This is a genomic window from Gilliamella sp. B3801, from assembly GCF_026536645.1.
Lineage (GTDB): Bacteria > Pseudomonadota > Gammaproteobacteria > Enterobacterales > Orbaceae > Gilliamella > Gilliamella apicola_I.
Window position 1 is genome coordinate 25,829 of the sequence record NZ_JAFNNR010000011.1, and the last position, 19,417, is coordinate 45,245.

Annotated in this window: 16 protein-coding genes; 12 read left to right on the forward strand and 4 right to left on the reverse strand. The window is 34.3% G+C overall.

What is annotated here, in order from left to right; all coding sequences use genetic code 11:
- Nucleotides 1–48 precede the first annotated feature (48 nt).
- Nucleotides 49–2,055: a transketolase gene (gene tkt, locus J3U14_RS09875; RefSeq protein ID WP_267349640.1), complete on the forward strand. Its 2,007-nt coding sequence runs from the start codon at nt 49–51 to the stop codon at nt 2,053–2,055.
- Between the two features lie 79 nt (nt 2,056–2,134).
- Here tkt and J3U14_RS09880 read toward each other — a convergent pair whose 3' ends face one another.
- From J3U14_RS09880 to J3U14_RS09895, 4 genes are all read right to left on the reverse strand, one after another.
- Nucleotides 2,135–3,457 (reverse strand): phosphoethanolamine transferase, encoded by a 1,323-nt coding sequence (locus tag J3U14_RS09880; protein WP_267349638.1) that lies wholly within the window; start codon nt 3,455–3,457, stop codon nt 2,135–2,137.
- A gap of 574 nt (nt 3,458–4,031) precedes the next feature.
- Nucleotides 4,032–5,420: an MATE family efflux transporter gene (locus J3U14_RS09885; protein WP_267349637.1), complete on the reverse strand. Its 1,389-nt coding sequence runs from the start codon at nt 5,418–5,420 to the stop codon at nt 4,032–4,034.
- Between the two features lie 9 nt (nt 5,421–5,429).
- Nucleotides 5,430–6,746, reverse strand: coding sequence for a 30S ribosomal protein S12 methylthiotransferase RimO (gene rimO, locus J3U14_RS09890; protein WP_267349635.1), 1,317 nt, complete (start codon nt 6,744–6,746; stop codon nt 5,430–5,432).
- A gap of 393 nt (nt 6,747–7,139) precedes the next feature.
- Nucleotides 7,140–8,069: a siderophore ABC transporter substrate-binding protein gene (locus tag J3U14_RS09895; protein WP_267349634.1), complete on the reverse strand. Its 930-nt coding sequence runs from the start codon at nt 8,067–8,069 to the stop codon at nt 7,140–7,142.
- Nucleotides 8,070–8,238: 169 nt separating this feature from the next.
- Here J3U14_RS09895 and J3U14_RS09900 point away from each other — a divergent pair, with 169 nt between their 5' ends.
- The 11 genes from J3U14_RS09900 (at nt 8,239) to J3U14_RS09950 (ending at nt 19,402) form a co-directional block, all read left to right on the forward strand.
- Nucleotides 8,239–10,227: a TonB-dependent receptor domain-containing protein gene (locus J3U14_RS09900; RefSeq protein ID WP_267349633.1), complete on the forward strand. Its 1,989-nt coding sequence runs from the start codon at nt 8,239–8,241 to the stop codon at nt 10,225–10,227.
- Between the two features lie 756 nt (nt 10,228–10,983).
- On the forward strand, nt 10,984–12,552 hold the full coding sequence (locus J3U14_RS09905) for a hypothetical protein (RefSeq protein WP_267349631.1): 1,569 nt from the start codon (nt 10,984–10,986) through the stop codon (nt 12,550–12,552).
- An 853-nt stretch (nt 12,553–13,405) separates the two neighbouring features.
- Complete coding sequence (locus J3U14_RS09910; protein WP_267349629.1) at nt 13,406–13,564, forward strand: hypothetical protein; 159 nt, start codon at nt 13,406–13,408, stop codon at nt 13,562–13,564.
- 127 nt (nt 13,565–13,691) lie between these two features.
- Nucleotides 13,692–14,228, forward strand: a complete 537-nt coding sequence (locus J3U14_RS09915) for an antiterminator Q family protein (RefSeq protein ID WP_267369654.1) — start codon at nt 13,692–13,694, stop codon at nt 14,226–14,228.
- Between the two features lie 747 nt (nt 14,229–14,975).
- On the forward strand, nt 14,976–15,302 hold the full coding sequence (locus J3U14_RS09920; RefSeq protein WP_218837354.1) for a phage holin family protein: 327 nt from the start codon (nt 14,976–14,978) through the stop codon (nt 15,300–15,302).
- A gap of 11 nt (nt 15,303–15,313) precedes the next feature.
- Nucleotides 15,314–15,754 carry a D-Ala-D-Ala carboxypeptidase family metallohydrolase gene (locus J3U14_RS09925; RefSeq protein ID WP_267369657.1) on the forward strand — a complete coding sequence of 147 codons (441 nt, stop codon included), beginning with the start codon at nt 15,314–15,316 and terminating at the stop codon, nt 15,752–15,754.
- Entirely contained in the window at nt 15,754–16,230 is a 477-nt protein-coding gene (locus J3U14_RS09930; protein ID WP_267369659.1) for a lysis system i-spanin subunit Rz, read from the forward strand. The genes J3U14_RS09925 and J3U14_RS09930 overlap by 1 nt, the downstream gene beginning before the upstream one ends.
- Before the next feature lie 306 nt (nt 16,231–16,536).
- A complete protein-coding gene (locus J3U14_RS09935; protein ID WP_267351839.1) occupies nt 16,537–17,034 on the forward strand; it encodes an LIC_12616 family protein in 498 nt (165 codons plus the stop codon).
- On the forward strand, nt 17,031–18,542 hold the full coding sequence (locus tag J3U14_RS09940; RefSeq protein WP_267351840.1) for a DUF3383 domain-containing protein: 1,512 nt from the start codon (nt 17,031–17,033) through the stop codon (nt 18,540–18,542). The genes J3U14_RS09935 and J3U14_RS09940 overlap by 4 nt, the downstream gene beginning before the upstream one ends.
- Before the next feature lie 9 nt (nt 18,543–18,551).
- Entirely contained in the window at nt 18,552–18,986 is a 435-nt protein-coding gene (locus J3U14_RS09945) for a phage protein (RefSeq protein WP_065558727.1), read from the forward strand.
- The gene (locus J3U14_RS09950) at nt 18,986–19,402 is read left to right on the forward strand and encodes a phage tail assembly chaperone (RefSeq protein WP_065558726.1); all 417 of its coding nucleotides are present in this window, start codon (nt 18,986–18,988) and stop codon (nt 19,400–19,402) included. Before J3U14_RS09945 ends, J3U14_RS09950 begins: the two co-directional genes overlap by 1 nt.
- Nucleotides 19,403–19,417: the final 15 nt, after the last annotated feature.

Below are 19,417 nucleotides of genomic sequence, written 5' to 3' on the forward strand. Positions count from 1 at the left end.
AGAAAAAATGAATTTGAATAACTTAAAATATATTTTGGAGATTAAAACATGAATGCAACGACGCTATCTCACCGCGAGCTTGCGAATGCGATAAGGGCATTAAGCATGGATGGTGTACAAAAAGCAAAATCAGGTCATCCGGGTGCGCCTATGGGTATGGCTGATATGGCGGAAGTACTTTGGCGTGGATTTTTAAAACATAACCCGAACAATCCAACTTGGGCAGATCGAGACCGTTTTGTATTATCAAATGGTCATGCTTCGATGCTAATTTATAGTTTACTACATCTTACCGGTTATAAAGTTAGCATTGATGACTTGAAAAATTTCCGTCAGTTGCATTCAATCACAGCAGGGCATCCAGAATATGGTCATGTTCCGGGCGTTGAAACCACAACCGGACCTTTAGGACAGGGCATTGCTAATGCAGTTGGTATGGCAATTGCAGAAAGAACTTTATCTGCACAATTTAATAAACCAGGTCATACTATAGTCGACCATTTTACCTATGTATTCATGGGTGATGGTTGTATGATGGAAGGGATTTCACACGAAGCTTGTTCATTGGCTGGAACACTGAAATTAGGAAAACTCATTGCATTTTATGATGAAAATGGTATTTCAATCGATGGCGAAATAGAAGGTTGGTTTACTGATGATACCGCGAAACGCTTTGAAGCTTATGGATGGCATGTTATTCGCGGTATTGATGGTCATGATGCAAATGCCATTGCTCAAGCGATTGAACAAGCACAAGCTGTGACCGATAAACCTTCTTTACTGATGTGTAAAACAGTTATAGGTTTTGGATCACCAAATAAAGCGGGCAGTCATGACAGTCACGGTGCACCACTGGGAGATGCTGAAATTGAAGCAACCCGTCAAGCACTTGGGTGGAATTACCCGCCGTTTGATATTCCTAAAGCTTATTATGAAGCGTGGGATGCGAAAACCAAAGGCAAACAAATTGAAGATGAGTGGAACACTCGCTTTGAAGCTTATGCCAAAGCATATCCAGAACTTGCAAGCGAATTTAAACGACGAATGCAAGGCGATTTACCAGAAAATTGGCAACAAGTGGCTACCGATTTTGTCAATAAATTGCAAGCAAACCCAGCAACGATAGCGACGCGTAAAGCATCACAAAATGCAATTGAAGCTTTTGCACCAGTATTATCTGAGTTTCTTGGTGGCTCGGCTGACCTAGCTCCAAGTAACTTAACAATGTGGTCAGGCTCAAAAGAAATTTTAGCCAATCCGGATGGTAACTATATTCACTATGGTGTACGTGAGTTTGGGATGTCTGCTATTATGAATGGTATTGCACTTCATGGCGGCTTTATTCCTTATGGGGCAACATTCTTAATGTTTATGGAATATGCACGAAATGCGGTACGCATGGCTGCCTTAATGAAGATTCGTTCACTGTTTGTTTATACCCATGACTCAATCGGACTAGGTGAAGATGGACCAACACATCAACCTGTTGAACAAATGGCAAGTTTACGGGTAACACCAAATGTCAGTACTTGGCGTCCATGTGACCAAGTTGAATCAGCCATAGCATGGCAATATGCCATTGAACGTAAAGATGGTCCAACAGCATTGATCTTCTCAAGGCAGAATCTTAAACAACAACCACGAACAGCTGAACAATTAGCCAATGTTTATCGTGGCGGTTACATTTTAAATGATTGTGCAGGAACGCCAGAGTTGATCTTAATTGCGACGGGTTCAGAAGTCGAATTAGCGGTAGAAGCCTATCATCAATTAACAAATGCAGGGAAAAAAGTACGGGTTGTTTCAATGCCATCAACTGATGCGTTTGATAAACAAGACTGCGCTTATAAAGAGTCGGTATTACCTTCTTCGGTCACTGCGCGTATTGCGATTGAAGCAGGGATTAGTGATTACTGGTATAAATATGTGGGACTAAATGGCAAAATTGTGGGTATGATAAGTTTTGGCGAATCAGCACCTGCTGAACAGTTATTTGAAAAATTTGGTTTTACAGTTGAAAATGTAATTGCAAAAGCCAATGATTTATTGAAATAATTGTTATTCCTGTTTAAAGCGCCATTACCATATAGGTAATGGCGTTTTTTTTTGGCATCTATCTTAAGATATTATGATTTTATTTGATAAAAAAAGGATTCGGATCTTTTTTTAATTTCTCATAAGGATATAACTCATTTTTCCAATCTTTAATTTTAATTTTTGTTTGGTGTGGTATATCTATCAATTTGTTTTGCATATATTCATGTGAAACATCTAAAGTGATACCCATCCATTTACTTAACAAGTAAACAAGCTGATAACCTGAAATTTTTTTCTCAATTTTTTGTTGTGTTGTACTTTTCGAATCAAAGAAAATAAAAGGTACTTCGTAGCTATTTTGGTATTCCCAGTTATGTCTTAAATCTTGATATTGATCCAAGTGGGTAAGACCATGATCGGCAAAATAGACAAGCGAATAATCTTCATTATGTTTTTTTAGTATATCAATTGTTGATTTAATCAGGTCGTCCGTTTCTTTTATACTGCTGACATAGCAAGAAATATTTTCGTTATATAGATTGAATTGAATATCAAATTGTAATCGACGACAAAAATTGGAATGAGATCCCATAAGGTGCATGACGATCAGTCTTGGCTTAGCCTGTTTATCTGATAATATTTTATCTAATTCTGGTAATAGTAAAGTATCATGTTTTCCGTGTGATGACTTACCATTATATTCCCCTTTTTTGGTGTAGAAGTTATAGTTTGCATAAGCGGCAATGCGAGGTACGGTAATCTCAATTTTTCCGAGTTTGCCTTGATTAGAAAGCCAATAAGTTTCAAATCCTGCATCGTTAGCAATACTAACAATATTATTATTTAACTGAGCATTCACTATTTTATCGTCTGAATAAATAGCTTGGCTAATCAAATGAGGGACAGATGCTTGCGTATTCGAAGCGGGTGCGATTAAACCATCCCATATCAAATTTGCATGTTGAGTGGCAAAAGGCGTATTGTCATAACTAAATCCATAGGCATTCATATAATCTTTACGGACACTTTCACCAATAATGATAAGGTAATTTTTGTGGTCTGGATTAACCGATAAAATAGGAATCGTATTTTGTTGTTCAATTTGTTTAAGTTGTGCTTCTTTCTCGGAACAATAAATTTTTCCACTGGTAAAAAGCGCTTTATAAAATTCAAAAAAAGGATATTTCACATTATCCATTATCTCTTCTGACAGTGAATGAGAAGGGGTCGGGATAAATTTAATATACGCTTTAATTGGTTTATAGCACAATAAAATCAATGTAAAAATAATCAGGTAATAGTTGTGAACAGTAGGAAATGGCAGTTTGATAAATATTAGAACAAAAGCGATTAGAAGTAAGAAGGTAATCAAAAATAGATAAGTCGATATTTGCGAACAGAATTCATTTACTTCGTCCATGTCTGTTTCAAACAAAGCACTTATCACTGCTACATTAGGAGGGCCGTAATAATAAGCAATGGGAAAGTAAAGAGCAGCTATAACAAATGATAGACCAAAAAAAAATCGAAAAATGGTGAATCTGCCTAGGAAAATTAATGAAAAATAAGTAAGCAATATACGATCTATTCTTTTCGGATATCCTAATAAATACACGACTAAGACTGCAAGGCTAAGACAAATACAATGAGAAAACAAAATTTTTTTAGAGAGCTTCACAACATTATTACACTATATTAAATTTATCTACAAGGCACGTGATTATATAGTGAATTATTATTTAATCAATTTATATCGTCATTTTGTGTTTGATTCAATTTGAATTGAACTAAATGATTTTTCTATCATTTATGTATCTAATAAAAGGCGTTTAACAGCCTTAAACGAAGGAATAAAATAGCTGTTTGAGTTAAAAATGGTTAACTGTATGGAATAGTTGTTATGGAGTAGAGGCTATCAATGATTTAACACTTATCGGTTAATTTGATAAGTGTTAAATATTAAGATGAGAAGTGGCTTACTAGCCAATAAATCGTTATTTTGATGATCGATTTAATATTATTGCTTCAGGCTGTTTTTGGATATAGATCATTCTGGCTATTAATAAAATAGCGGCGACTGCCAGACCTAAAATAATGCCAATCCAAAAACCGGCAGCCCCAATTGGCGCTATAATCAGATCGGTTAAACCTAAGATATAACCTACAGGTAATCCTACTACCCAATAAGAAAGCAATGTAATAAAGAAGATGCTTTGCGTATCCTTATAACCACGAAGCACATTGCTGGCTACAACTTGCAAATAATCAGAAGCCTGATAGATTGCTAATAAAATAATTAGGTGCATACATATCGTAATGACAGCAACTTCTTTAGTAAATAATGCAATGATTGGTGTTCGAAAGACAACCAAAATTAATGCGACAATAATTGCTATTGCCAACGAAATAGCTAAACTTATATATGCGGTATGTTTGGCAAGAGATAGCTTTTTTTGACCTAACAAATAACCAACACGAATGCTAGTAGCAACACCGAGTGAAAGCGGAATGGCAAATGTTAAACTGCTAATCGTAAATATGATTTGATGTGCCGCAACTGTAATTTTACCCAATGGGGCTATCAGTAATGCTATGACGGCAAATAAACTCATTTCGAAAAAATAAGCCAATGCCAGAGGCGTGCCTAACAGGATAACTTTTTTAATAATAGACCAATCAATAAGTTTTGTGAAAGGTGTTATACGAATATCACGTTGGCTAGTGGTGGTTAACGTATAAAGGCGAATTAAAAAAAACATTAGCCAAAATATAATCGCTGCGGTAATGCCACATCCAACTCCACCGAAAGCAGGCAAACCTAATTTTCCATAAATTAATACATAATTAATGGGAATGTTGGCAAGTAATGCAATAAAGATGATCACCATGGCTGGTTTGGTATTGGATAACCCTTCACACTGATTTCGGTAAACTAAAAATAATAAGAACGCGGGAACACCCCACATAATGGCACGTAAAAAAGAAACGGCAACTTCAACCATTTCAGGATCGATAGGATGTTCAACTGAACTTCTTAAACTAATCAGTTTATCTGAATGGTATAAAATGAACATCATTACCACTGATAAGAACAAGGCAATAACGACTCCTTGTCGAGTGTGATCAGCAACTTGATGACGTTTAGCAGCCCCATTTAAATTGGAAATAATCGGTGTTAAGACACTAAGTAAACCCTGTCCAAATAATATGGTTGGTAACCAAATTGAGACTGCAATGGCAACCCCTGATAATGCTGTGTTACTGTAGTTACCAGCCATAATGGTATCGACGAAGGTAATCGCTGTTTGCGATATTTGTGCTATCAGTACGGGTACCGAAAGGGCAATAAGTTTTTTGATTTCGTTTCGATAATGTTGTTTCATTGGATATGTTTACTGTTTAACAGTTCCCCATAAATCATATTCATCGGAATGTTCGACTTCAACTTGAACAATATCACCAACGTGAACATTTTTTTCTTCATTTAAATAGACAACGCCATCAATTTCTGGTGCATCAGCCATACTGCGTCCAATAGCGCCTTCTTCATCCACTTCATCAATAATAACCGATAAGGTTTTGCCAATTTTATTTTGTAATTTTTGGGTAGAAATTGTCTGCTGTAATTGCATAAAACGATGAAAACGTTCTTGTTTAATTTCTTCCGGAATTTGATTTGCGAGCTGATTGGCTGCTGCACCTTCAATCGGACTATAAGGAAAACATCCCACACGATCAAGCTTAGCTTTGTTTAAAAAATCGAGTAATAATTCGAAATCTTGGTCTGTTTCCCCTGGATAACCAACTATAAACGTTGAACGTAAAGTAATATCTGGACAGATTTCTCGCCATTTATGAATTCGTTCAAGTGTTCTATCAATGGTGCCTGGGCGTTTCATTGATTTTAAAACCGAAGGACTGGCATGTTGAAGTGGTACATCCAGATACGGTAAAATTTTCCCATCCGCCATTAACGGGATCAAATTATCAACACTTGGATAAGGATACATATAATGGAGCCTTACCCAAATGCCTAACGTTGCTAATTGTTCGCATAACGTTTGAATATCAGTTTTTAATGGCATACCATTCCAAAAGTTGGTACGATTTTTAATATCGATACCATATGCTGAAGTATCTTGAGCAATAACGAGTAACTCTTTAACGCCACTATCAGCTAATCGCTTTGCTTCATCAAGTACATTACCAATTGGTCGGCTAACCATTTCGCCACGTAGCGATGGAATAATGCAAAATGTACAGTTGTGATTACAACCTTCTGATATTTTTAAATACGCATAATGCTTAGGCGTTAATTTCACACCTTGCTGTGGTACTAAACTGGTAAAGGGATTATATGCGGGTTTAGGGGCATATTTATTGACATGAGTAAGTACTGCCTCGTAGCTATGGGGGCCCGATATTTCAAGTACTTTAGGATGTACATTACGTATTTGATCTTCTTTTGCACCTAAACAGCCTGTCACAATGACCTTGCCATTTTCATTTAAAGCTTCGCCAATGGCTTCTAACGATTCTTGTACGGCGCTATCAATAAAGCCACAAGTATTGACGATAACTAAATCTGCATTTTCGTAGCTTGGTACTACTTGATAACCTTGTGTTCGTAATTCAGTTAAAATTCGCTCTGAGTCAACCAAATTTTTGGGACAACCAAGGCTCACAAATCCAATAGTAGGGGATGACATATTCATAATATTTATAATAATGCTTAATATTTAAAGAGGAATTAAATTGATAATAAAATAAATTTTATCGATTAATTAGTTGTTGTTAATTTAAAATGTCGGCATTTTAACACATTTAAGCATTGTAAATATACTAATTTTCAAATTCTTAATTAACAGAAAATGGGTTTTAAGTGGTAACGTCAGGCAAGTGTATAAAGTGGGATTTTGACCTGTTAAATTTACCATATTTGATTGAAATCATGCGAGCATAACTTAATAGATGAATATTACCTTCTCAAATTTTGTGACCTAAGAATACTTGTGGGCAGGTCGATTTAATGTGATAAATCCGTTGAATGCTAACTCATACAGCCTTTTAATTGGGCTGTATGAATTAATTTAAACAAAATGTTAATCGTTTAAAGCATTGAGCACTTCAGACACTTGACGGTCTAAACTTTCTGCTCCACCACCAGATAAGTACCAAAGATCAGGTGTCAAATAGACAACGGTGGTTTTACTTTTATTGAGAACTTTTGTATCAAAATAGTTGGCTTTCATGGCTTGTTGACCAATAGCATGACTTCGGTCAATGACAAAAATAATATCTGGCTTAACGGTTTTAATATATTTATCGTCAACAAAAGTAGGTGCTGGGCGTTCTCCATTTGTAGCTAGCTGGTTAGCTAAAAGTGGTACCGCTCTTTTGACTTTTAATACATCATGGATAAGCGCAGCACTTGAGCTATTATTAATAAGAATCATTTTTCCATTGTTGTGAATAGCGACAATGGCCTTTTTAGGGCTTGCTGAGGTCATTCTTTGAGCTTGGTTGATTTTGTTATTGAGCGAAGCAATGAGTTGAGTTGCTGTATTTTCGGTTCCGGTAAGGCTCGCTAACAAATTGATATGATTTTTTGTTGATTCAAAATAATGTTTGCTATCAACACTTAAATTAAGCACTGGGGCAATTTTTGACAACTCATCTTTTTTATTTGCTTGACGTCCATCAATAATAATAAGATCAGGATTAGTTTGTTTAATTGCATCTATATTGGGTTCTTTCATATTACCCGTATCAACCACATCATCCCTTTTAAATTGATTCAAATAGGATGGAATGACCGATTGTGGGGTTGCCGTCACTATTGAGCCTTTACCTAAAGCATCTAATGTATCTAATGCTCCATAATTCATGACAACAATTTTTTTCGGAGATTTAGGTACGATGATCGTTTCACTATTGTTTGTGACAGTCATTGTCGACGGTGATTGACAACCGGTTAACCCCAAAACTATTAATGCAATGCTACTTAGCAGCAATTTTTTCTTTCTGTTCATAGACACCCTTTATATTAAATGTAAATAATAATTATTATCATTTGAAGTAGGTTGCTTGTCTAGCGAAAAATAATTTAATAAAAGATATTGATAATTATTATCATCTAATGTAGTGTTCATACTCATGGGTAATTATAAAATATCATTATAAATAATGGGGTTATAATAAATGAACGTTAAGCTAAAATTTAAACTGACAAATTATGTCATTAATTCAGGTTTTTTATTATTATCAAGTACAGCACTAGCCGCTGTGAATAGTTCAGATACTGATACAATGGTTGTTACCGCTTCGGGTTTTGCACAGCAAATCAAAGAAGCCCCTGCAACCATTTCTGTTATTACCTCAGAAGAAATTAGTCAAAAATCGTATCGTGATGTCACTGATGCGTTAAAAGATATTCCTGGTGTCACCATTACCGGTAGCGGTGATTCAACAGATATAAGCATTCGAGGTATGGATGCCAAATATACGATGATTTTAGTTGATGGTAAAAAGGTCAGCACCCGAGAAACGCGACCAAATAGTGACGGTTCCGGATTTGAACAAGGTTGGTTACCACCATTAACGGCGATAGAACGTATTGAGGTAGTCCGTGGTCCTATGTCATCACTGTATGGTTCTGATGCAATGGGTGGGGTAATTAATGTTATTACCAAAAAAGTGTCAGATAAATGGCATGCAGGATTACGTTTAGAATCTGTAATTCCTTATCGTTCTGAAGAAAAAAACACTTATACAGGAAGTTTTTCAGTCATGGGACCGATTGTTGATGATAGAGTTGGCATCCAACTATATGGTCAATATTCAAAACGAAATGAAGATAAATTTTTGAATGGTCATGCCCAACAAAAACTTCAAAGTCTAAATGGTAAGCTGTCTTTAAATGCAACAGATACGCAACGATTTGATTTAGATATGGGGCGTTCAATTCAAAAAAGTAAGGCAACAGCGGGTAATACCCGAGCTAAGAATAGAGGCGATTTTCCTCGTGATAATCGCCGTAATACGTATAGTTTAACTCATACTGGGCTGTTTGGTGATATTTCGACAACTTCATTTATTGCTTATGAAGGTAATAATAACCCGGAAAGAAAGATGAAAATTCGAAATACCGATCTTGATACCCGTGTAACAATTCCGCTTAATATTAATATGTTAACAGTAGGGGGAAAATATAATTACCAAGAGTTACACGATAAAGGTAATCAATTGAAGAAGACATTAACTAAAATAGATCGTTGGAATTATGCTCTATTTGCTGAAAATGAAATAAGTTTATTAGAAAATTGGAATTTAACTGTTGGATTACGTTATAACAAAGATGAAAACTATGGAAGCAACTGGAATCCAAGAGTTTATAGCGTATGGAATATTGATGATAATTTCACTCTCAAAGGCGGCTATTCAACGGGTTATGCAACACCACAATTACGGCAAGTCGTTGCTGATTGGGGACAAGTTACAGGGGGTTCCGGCACGGGTAATAAAGGAATGGTACTGGGAAATCCTAATTTAAAACCTGAAAAATCAGACAATATCGAAATTGGACTGGGCTATACTAATGATTATGGAATAGATGCTTCAGCCACGGCGTTTTATACAAAATATAAAGATAAGATTCAAACTTATTACATTTGTCAGGGACCAGCTGGAAAAGGTAAATGTAAAGTGAATGGTTACCAAGAAAAATTTGATTTTGTTCAAGGCAGAGAAAATGTCGATAAAGCCGATCTTAAAGGCGTTGAATTAACGTTTAAAACGCCATTGTTTAATGAGTTCTTGTTGACGTCAAATTATTCATGGACAAAGACAGAACAAAAAACCGGTATCAATAAAGGACGTGCATTAAACCGTACACCTAAACAAAAATTTAATATGCAATTGGATTGGTACATCAGTCATAATTGGGACTTATGGGCTAAGATGGCATACTACGGACAAGAAAACGCCAATAAGCGAATGGGTAAACAAAGTAGGTATGTCACGTATCCTGGATATACGTTCTGGGATATGGGAGCAGCGTATCAAATCAACAAGAAAGCAAAAATTTACACGGGTATTTATAACTTGTTTGATAAAGATGTTGACAATGAAGACTTTGGTAAAACCTTAGATGGACGTCGCTATTTTGTTGGAACAGAAATTAGTTTCTAGATAACATTTTTCTCATCAATTGGTCATCAAATGTATTTAATTGATGAGAATGATTATTTTTAGTCAATGGTATGATTAATAACATTTTTATCAAATCTTCTTTTTTAATCATATTTTTAATCTTAGGTAAATTCTCATTGAAATATTTGAATTCATTTTGTACAAATTACACATTGCTTACTTATTCATAACAATCCGTTTACATATGTTTTAATAAATTGTAACTTACTTAACCTATAATTTTGATAGGAAAAATTTATTGAAGAAAATGAATTGTATAAAACCTGGATAAAACGCTTAAAAATAAATTAATATTATTCATTATGTTATTTTAAAGTGTGAACTAATGTGATTAACCTGTTTTTATGTTTGCATTATAACGAATATGTCATAAATATCGTGATTTTATGTTGTTTTGATAGTGATTCTAAATTGATCGTATATTGATAGATCGATAAATCCGATCAATAATATTTTTGAAGATTATCTCTTCTTTTAAATTAAGTGGATAAATTTTTCAATTATTAAATCAATTTTATTATCTCCTCATATTGAAAATAATGTAAGGAATATAGCAGTATCTTATTATTTTTGATAGTGATTTTAAATTGATTGGGTGTTGATGGATCGATAAATCCGATCAATAATATTTAAAAGGATCACCTCTTCATTTAAATTAATTGGATGAATGTGAAGTTATTAAATCAATCTTAAGATTTGTGATTGATTTGTTATTTTGTTAATGAAGAAAACTATATGAAGCACATTATCAACCCTAATTCACGAAATTTTAGTGAATACAAACCTAACCATTTAGTCATCTCTAAATTGAATATAGGTTCGCATTTAAATTGCTTATTATCTATGCTAAAAAAAAATAGGACTGCAACTAAACTGAGTTATTTAAGTGCAGTTTTGGCTTTCATTTCAGTTAATCCTGCTAATGCAGCACTATCAACAACGACCGTCAATTCGATAAAAGGGGATAAACCTGTCTTTTTTGCAACAGAATCGATCGTTAATAAATTAGGTTTTAATTACAACGGTACTGATTACAATGAAATATCCGGTAACATCACTAGTAATACCACCAAATATTTTGATCATACGACTAACTTAAATGATTTTGTCATAAAAAGTTATTTTGTTCCTAGAACAACTATTGATGATAATAAGGGTGATTATTTTGATATTAATAATGATGCTTTTGATCCTAAGCAACCCATCAGCAACACATTAAATTATGTTTGGAAGGATAGTAATAATGTTAAAATCGATCCTGCAGATTTTAATAATATTGCTTGTAGCCATAACAAATATAAAATGCCGTTAAAATTAGAAATCACCGCGACTGATATTAAAGTTCATACTCAATTTGGCGATCCTAATGAAAGCGATCCTGTCAATTTTATTGAAACTCAATCAATGGGTGCTCAGCCTATAACAAAAACTTATCAAATAGCTATCGCTAATACTTGCTTTGCAAAACCTTATAGTCTTATCTCAGATCCACTTACTCAATGGCGTTCAGTTAAAAATGACAAATCTGAGAATGATGAAAAGTGGAATCTCACCGGAATTGGTATAAATAACATTCCTAAAAATAAACCTAATTTTGCAGTAGGTGGCGGAGTAACTGAAGATTATGTCTTCAATCAAGGATTTAAAGTGACACCTACCTTATCTAAAAAACATTTTCCAACGACAGGTTTTGCCGGTGCGCAATTTCAGTTAGTCATGGGTGGTGTACAAAACGATTATACCTTCACGACAAATAATAGTTCTGTTACTGTTGATAAAGATGGTTTAATTACGCTTAACCAGCCTACTAAAACGGTCACTATAACGGCAACCTTAAAATCTGATGATAAAATCCATTATGATTATACATTCAGTCTTGATTTATGGCTTGAACCAAAATTACAATCTTTCCAAAATCAAAACGATGCAAGGGCTCAATGTACAGGTTCTTCAAAATTGTTGAGCCGAAAAGAATTAAATAATTCATCCGAGTTCTCGACTAAAAATTTAGATGGTGCGAAAGGTCGTATTTATAATGTGTTTACACGCGGAATTGGATATGGTGTCTTCAGTGAGTGGGGGAGATCGCTTAATCAACAGTATAATAGTTTGATTGTAACTTATCCAAAATCTAATTGGAAATTTGGTTGGTATTATACTAATGAATCTCACAACACCACTAATGACAATAATGAAGCCATTTCAGAAGCGATTCTGGTTTCAAGTCACGATGGAATGATTTCGTTTCCTAGTGCTTGGGGTATAGATGAAGCAAAAAGAGCCGTTTGCGGAACTTACTTATAATGATTATAAGGAGTATTTAACCCATTCAACAAGGGTTGTTATTTAGCTAGTATTAGGGATGAATTTACACTGACTAATACTTCAAAAGTAGCGTTACCTATTAAAATGATTTTATCAAGTCTGATATGAAAATATGATAGGTAACCTCTTTATCACTTTACCTTTTTCTTCCAATAAAATGTCTATATTAAATCACAGTTATGATCAAAATGATTTTTTGTTATCTTGCTGGATTTCATCATTAACTGTATTGTTTTAACCTTTTTATAAAAATTTGAATAGTCCTAATAAGGTTAAAAAAGCCCCAATATAGGGGCAAAAATGTGGACTACCACTGTCTTTCCAGTTGTCAGGTACTCAATATTGTAACTTTAAAATACGCTATCAAGTACCGTATCAAAACTGCAGTATGTTCGTACGCCTCTGCTAGCTACTTGAATCTTCTTACCCCATTAGTAACTCGTGGTATTGCTAACTTTATGGTAAGTCAATTAGTTTTGATAACACTTATGATAATATAAGTTATCAATTTAGTCAAGACTAAAAGTTATTGTTTTTCAGTTTTAATCAAATATTAAATACCACTATTTTGATTGTAAATTGTACTATACATATTAGATCATTATTTTTGTTGTCGTAATATTTATTAATAAATAATTGATATTAAGTTAATTTATGTTTTTTTGTTGAGGAGGTATGACACCAATTTTAATAAAAATATTATGTTAGTGTAAAACTTTAAACATTTTGTTTTTATAGGATTATCATTAATTTTTTATAACAATAGTTATTGATTTTAATGATAACTATTGTTATTATAGGTGTGTTTTATTTTGAATAGGAAAACTTCACGATGACACCAGAACAGCAATTAGCTTTACTTGATGAAAAAATAAAAGTCGCTGAGAAACATGTTGACCAACTTTATGATTATCGCCGTCGACTCATAAATCAATATGATCTTAATAAGGGAAAATATCAAAACATTAACGTAACGCGTCCCCTTTTTTAATTAATCCTATCGATATTGTTACTAAAAAAAGAGTTTTTCAACATATGACAATAAGTTAATAGTCACAGATTAATAAATAGTTAAACATTATAAATTGGAATTATATGGAAAATATATGAGGTAAATAATGACAGCACCGTATCTGAATATTCAAAAAAATAATAAACCGACACAATGGTTAAATAAAGTGAGTTTGAATGCTGATTATGATATTACTCAAGTATTAACCCGTTGGGGTAATTGGGCTCGAAAAGAAGCTTATCAACAACGCAAAGTATTTAGTCTATATCAATCCCAAAAAAAGGAATATAAACAGGTCTGTTTAGATAAAGACGGGTTAATAATAGATAGCATTATCTCAACGATGAAAAACAGTAAAATCGCGAAAATAAAAGAAGAAGCAAAAGTCTTAATTAAATTCTATTATGGAGACGAAATGATTGTTGACGATCATCTTTATATTGAACGAAGCAAAACACAAACATCGTCGACATTAATTATCAAACCTAAAAATTTACGTGAAATAGCGCAGGATTTAGTGTGCAGTGAAGGCAATATCCGAAAAATAAAAAGTAGTGGTGAAAGTTACATTATTGGTGCATTATCGATGCAAACGATGTTAACCGGCACTGAACTGGAGTTATTGCAATATTTAGTGTTTTAAAAAAGTGGGAAAGTTAATCTTGACAACGTACGTAAATGTATGTATAATTACCTCAAAATCAAGAATTGTCACTAAAGCCCGCTAAGCGGGCTTTTTTATTCTTCTTATTGCTATCTTAACTATTTAGTCAATAGTGTTAATAAATAAAATCTCTCAAAACAATAATTCAATTTATTAGCTATAACTTTTCTAATATTTCTGCCTATATTCGTGCTAAATAGACATTCATTTTATGTTAATACGATTAGTCATATTTTTAACAATTTCATTCTAATTTTATTAATATGATTATTTAACATCTGATAAATAATCAGAACTTTTGAATTTCAACTATTTTTCCCTATTGTGCCCTTATTAAAACTTATTTAACTAAGCTTAACGAATAATATTAGAATGAAATATTAGCTCAAGGGGTTGACAACGTACGCTAATGTATGTATAATTATCTCAAAATCAAGAATTGTTACTTAAGCCCGCTAAGCGGGCTTTTTTATTGCCTTTAATTTGCAATATGTTATTTAACATTCTGTTTATTCATATAAAATAATTAAATCAAAATAAATTAAATAAACTTCTTTAATATAAGTCTCTTTTATTCAACCGCTTCATTGCGGTTTTTTTATGCCTACAATTTAACTATCAGTTATCACAATTCAACGGGTTCGCAGAGCAATCTCAGAAAATAATTTATACATAAGTGCTGCGTAACCCTTTCTTATTTTTAACTGCCTCAGCAGGAGGCTCACGATGAAGATGAAACCTATGCCAATCAAAGAGCCTGACCATATCAATTGGTATGTTGTCGTTTATTTGTTTTTTGTCACCTTACTGGGGTCATTAGCCAGTTATTGCTATCACATTATTAATGGGAATAAGTTTAATCTGATGATTTTAATTGCTCAGATATTTATTTCTACTTTTGCCGGCGCGCTGGTGGTGTTGGCAGCCAGTTATTTTAACTGGCAGTTTGAGCTGGCCGGCGGTGTTGCCGGTTTAGCGGGGTGGTCGGGCGCAACCTTAATTAAAGCGCTTGAAGAACAATTAATAAAAAAAACACGTGGACATGATGATTAAAAGGAAAACTAATGAAACTGACTGAACATTTTAAACTGGATGAGTTTATCTATTCATTGACGGCCAGTCGATTAAAAATTGACAATTCCGTACCGGCAGCACTGATGCCCAATATCCAATTAACAGCAATAAAACTTGAACTGGTCAGAAAAGCCCTTGAGCACCCCATCATCATTACTTCCGGTTACCGTTGTCCGGCATTAAATGCCCGGGTAGGCGGGGTGGCAAGTAGTGCACACACTCAAGGTTTGGCTGTTGACTTCCGTTCGCCATTCGGCACACCGAAACAAATCTGTCAACGATTGATAGATGCAGGGGTTGTGTTTGATAAGCTTATTCAGGAGCATAATCAATGGGTTCATATCGGATTCAGTCCCACTCATAATCGCCAAATAATGCTGACCGCCGTCAAAAATGGTGGTAAAACGGTGTATTTAAACGGATTAGTATGATGAATAAATTAACATTGCTGATTAAGTTATTACCGTATGGTGGCATTGTAATAACCGGTTTAGCGATTTATTTTGCATATCACTGTTGGCAAGGCGAACAACTGGCAATGGCTAAAACGGTGGCGTTAGAAGCACAATTTAACGCGTATAAACAAGGTAACAGTGCCATTAAATTAATTGAGTCAAATATTCTTGAGACAATAAAAGATGAACAGGTTAAAACAGATAGTTTACGTGATGATGTGGATAATGGCCTTGTCGAGTTGCGCATCAAAGTCGCCACCCTCGAACGAAATAGTGCCGCCACCGGCGATATTGCTGACAAAGCCTTACGACTTGCAAAATCTTCTCAACAAGATTATTACCGTCTCACCCACGCAATCAGCTATAACCAAGCCCTAATCGAAGGATGGCAACAATACTACTGTCAGGTCATTGCACCTCAAAATAACACACTGTTTATGTGTAATAAATAAATTACGCATCACCCTTTATGTAATATTAAATAATATATGGCGTTATGATGATTATATCCTAATGATTAACGCAGTTTTATAACGTTATATCAAACTAGTTTTATACAATCACAATTGTTTTTACTTCGATTGGGTTAAAAAATTTTTAACCTACTTAATCCCTGTTTATATGATTTAACAATGGATAATGTGAACAATCAATTCAACTAGATTTATCAATTTATTACAAATAATAAATCAACAACAGCATGGTTTTTATATTATCACCTTATCGTTAAACCCTATCTTCTTTTTTATGGAGTCATTATGCGAATCACGACTGTTTCTAAGCTTGAAATGACTGAAGTTAGACGTTTGATAGCGGAAATTCTGTCTTTACCTGAAACAATTATATTTGAGGAGGATAACATACCCGATGTCTCTCGTTTAGATAAATTCATCACTGTTCTTAATATGTCTCAAACCGAGATAGGCAAAGAAATTTTATATCACGGTGAAGATGAAGAAGAAGTGATATCGACACTAAAAGAAGCAACCATTACCGTCAAAGCATACGGTAAAGATGCCTATGAACAGCTATGCAAATTAACAGAATCAATGCAGTTCACGCCTGTTTGGCAAAAGTTAAAGAAATTAAGAATGGGGTATCTTCGATGCTCCGATATTGAAAACGTATCTACAACTTCTGCAGACAAAACCGTTCAACATGCACAAGTAGATCTTATTTTTTCCATCAATCCAATCGTTAAAACCAGCGTTAAACGCGGTGATAGCGTTAATTTTACATTCGAGGTTACTAAATGAGTTTACCATTAAGTCAAGTCGTAGATGCAACTCTACAACAATCGCCAAGAGGGGCACAAAAACGTGACCTAAGCGTTGTGGCTATTTTTACAAAAGATATGTGTGAAGAATTCAGCAATAAAGATATTCGTTATGTTGTTGTTTCAGATGCAACAACAGTTGCAAATTTATTTGGCACTGATTCTGATGCATATCAAGCTGCTTGCGCATTATTCTCTGCTCAACCTAAACCGAAAACGGCATTGATTGCTAAATATATGCAAGAGGGGGTTACCACTAAAGCGTTGAGTTCAAAAATTAATGGCTCTGCTTTAGCTGTCAGCTATATTCAATTTAAGAGTATTAAAGATGGTTATTTTTCTTTTTACTTTGGTGATGCTAAACATCAAATTACTGATTTGGATTTTAGCAATGTATCAAGTATGAATGATGTTGCAACTGTCATCAATACTAAATTAAAAGATAGTGGAGTTTCAGTTATTTATGATTCTGTTGGTAATAGATTTATTTTAGCTGCTCAAAAAGAAGGTAAGGGCGACAATTTTGGATATGTGTTTGATTCTCAATCAGAAGGCTCTTATATCGGTAATCTTTGTAATTTAATTGATGGTAAAGCATCATTAATTAAAGGAGAGGATGCGACAACTTATCGTAAAGAGTCGCCTGCTGAAGCATTAACTGCATTACAAAATCAATATCAAAATTGGTATGGTGTGTATTTTGCAAATACTATTACAGATAGTGAATTAGTGGAAGCGCATGATTGGGTTGTTGCTCAAGGGGTTGAAAATGCCAAAGTATTAGCCTATACCGAAACTCGAGAAAAAAATATTGAATACAGTGATGATAATGTTTTAAAAACATTGTCAAAACGAAACAGCGGACGTTTGATGGTTCAATATAACAACAAAGGTAATAGCCATGCAGCAGCTGAACTTATGGGCATTGCGTTAACCACCGTATGGACAGGTATTAATACAGCTAAAACAGTCAAATTTAAACAAGAAGCTAGTGTTACATCAGACGACAAAATCACTGTCAATGAAGCGATGAAATGTCGTCGTTTAGGTGTCAATTTTTATACAGATTATGCCGGTGTCAATATGCTTGCAGAAGGCGTTATGGTTGGTGGGACATTCATTGATGAAACCACAGGACTAGATGCATTCATTAATGCAATTCAAGTACAAGCATTTAATGCGTTACAAGGTGAACCGACTAAAATTCCACAAACTGATAAAGGACAACAACGCTTAATCAGCAAGTTAAAAATTATTGGTGAGCAATTTGTCAATAACGGTTTTCTTGGCATGGGTAAATGGTCGCTTGGCGATATTGGTGAGCTGAAATTTGGCGATACAGTGAATGGATACTATTTCTATTCAGATTCTTTTGATACGCAAGACACGGCTGATCGTGAAGCGCGCAAAATGATGCCAATTAATTGCGCATTAAAACTTGCTGGTGCAGGTCACAGCGTTGATATTATTGTTCAATTTAATCGATAAGGATACACGATGTCTAATAAATCTTTTTCTTTAGAAGATGCTGTCTTAACAATAGATGGCTATGAAATAACAGGTTATGAAAATGCTCAAGATTCCATTAGTATTGCACCCATAGGAGATGATGGTGATATCACTTATGGTATCAATGGTGAAGGGGTGTTTGTTAACACTTGCAATAAAGGTGCTACTGTCACGATTAAAACATTACAGCACACTGAAACTAACGAAGTATTAAATCAATTACGACAAGCCCAAATTAATAATCCGACAAAAGCTAAAGGTAAATTAATTACCTATAAAGATTTGCGTAATGGTGATGAATTTTTATTGACTGGATGTTGGTTTACCACGCCACCAACTATTGCACGTGGTACAGCTCACAATGGTTTAACATGGACACTTAAAGCAACAAAAGCTGAATTTAACATCAAAGGAGGTCAATAATGGAAAACAAAGATTATACGATAGATAATGTTGTTTATACCTTTAAACAAGCAGATTTTTACAAAGCCAATAAATATCTCAAAAAACTCACAGCCCTCTTAAAGGGCTGTTTTTCTGTCGGGGATACTACATCAGGATTTGATATTGGACAGTTAGCTTCGAATATTGGTACTGAGCAATTTGAAGAAATTGAGCGATTTATTCTCGATTATGTCACAGCCACAGATGAAGCTGGTAAAAAGATATTATTCCAAAACCCAAGAGAAGCCAGTGAATTTTTTAATGCGCATAGAAGTCATTATTACCAAATCATCATTGAAGGATTGAAGTTCCATTTTTTGGCTTTTTTACCAAGTGGCCTATTATCCAATCTAAATACGCTCAGCTTGGAGGAGATAGCCAAGAAAGCGATATAGATTGGTTTATGTGGA